We start from the raw sequence: 1,534 nt of genomic DNA, 5'->3' as shown, positions 1-1,534 counted from the left end.
TGCGGGTGCCGGGGGGATACTGCTCCTTGATAAAATTCACCATTTTTCTGTCCATCACTTTATACCTCCCATTGTCATGCCCTGTTTGGGCGTTTTTTGATATTCCTCCAATTGGCGGGGATTCTCCTCGCCATAAAGGTCAAAGACGATATCGTCCACCTGCTTGCGGACGCTGGGATCGTCGGTCAGCACTTCATAGTGCAGACCTGTGGTGGGGCGGTACGGAAGTTCTTCCCTCACACACTTGAGAAAGGCTTCGGCATCGGTAAACTCCTGTGTATCGCCGTTGGCATAGGACACGCGGCCCACCAGGGGCTTGTCCCGCGCCATGTTCTGCCGTTGGACAGCTAAATCGTAAGCGGTGAGATAACCATTGTAATCTCCAGGGGACGGGTTGCACCGCAGGCAGTAGCGATAATGCTCCGTTTCCACGATGTAGCCGTAGTTCTGTACATAGCCGCCATCGATTTTTCCACCGTGGTCATAGCAGAAGCGCTCCATCGCGAAGCGGCTTTTCAACACATCTTCGCGGAGCTTACCAACGATCTGCTGCAACTCCGCTTTGAACGCGGGGCTGTTCAGTTCCTCTGGGCCGCAGGGCCACCATGTATGCCAGAACTCGTTTCCGCTGCGCCCGAAGTCCATGCGGACACAGCCGACAGCGCCAAGGCGCTTATTTTCTTCGGGGTGCTGGGCATAAAATAAGCCCGCCTCCTCCGGGCGGGCAGGTCGGATATGAAATTGCGTTGTATTTTTCAAAGCTATGAACTCCTTTCGGTGTAGAATTTGGCTTTACACGTTTTTGGGGGGTGTGCTATGATGTGGCAAACAAACTGATATTTATAGGACGGAGAAACTTATGGAAGAATTGATACAAAGATGTTCATGGGCAACTACCGACTTATATAAAGAGTATCATTATAATGAATGGGGAAAGCCCGTCCATGATGAGAATAAATTATTTGAGATGTTAATACTTGAAGGTATGCAGGCAGGACTATCGTGGCTGACAATACTAAACAAAAGAGAGGCATTTAGAATTGCTTTTGATAACTTTGACTGCAAAAAAGTAGCGCTGTACGATGATGCAAAAATAGAAGAGCTAATGCAAAATAGCAGCATTGTTCGTAATCGGTTAAAAATCAAATCAGCAATAACAAATGCTCAACAGTTTATAAAAATCCAAGAATCGTATGGCAGTTTTGATTCGTTTATATGGTCTTATGTTGATGGTAAGCCAATTCTCAATCAGTTCCAAACTGAAACTGATATACCCGCAAGGACTGCGCTCTCAGATCAAATTAGTAAAGACTTAAAAGAGCTTGGCTTTAAGTTTGTTGGTAGTACAATTATATATGCCTATATGCAGGCAATAGGGATTGTCAATGACCATGTAAAAGGTTGCCATTTGTATGCCAACAAATAGCATTTCACTTCGATTGATAGAACAGCAGCTCAACAGGCTTGTTAAGGGCTTTCTGCATCACAATTTCAAGTTTGTCTGCTTATTAAGCGGCTCGTTCCAAATGGATCG

At 45.9% G+C, this 1,534-nt stretch carries 2 protein-coding genes; one reads left to right on the top strand and one right to left on the bottom strand.

The window, feature by feature from the left end; genetic code table 11:
* Positions 1 to 54 precede the first annotated feature (54 nt).
* Positions 55 to 759, bottom strand: coding sequence for a hypothetical protein (locus Q0526_RS16100; RefSeq protein ID WP_298735831.1), 705 nt, complete (start codon positions 757 to 759; stop codon positions 55 to 57).
* 100 nt (positions 760 to 859) lie between these two features.
* Here Q0526_RS16100 and Q0526_RS16095 point away from each other — a divergent pair, with 100 nt between their 5' ends.
* A complete protein-coding gene (locus Q0526_RS16095) occupies positions 860 to 1,426 on the top strand; it encodes a DNA-3-methyladenine glycosylase I (protein ID WP_298735830.1) in 567 nt (188 codons plus the stop codon).
* Positions 1,427 to 1,534: the final 108 nt, after the last annotated feature.

It is taken from the genome of uncultured Subdoligranulum sp. (assembly GCF_937890665.1).
The sequence above is the reverse complement of the archived record's forward strand: the minus strand, read 5'-3'. Positions and strand labels throughout refer to the sequence as shown.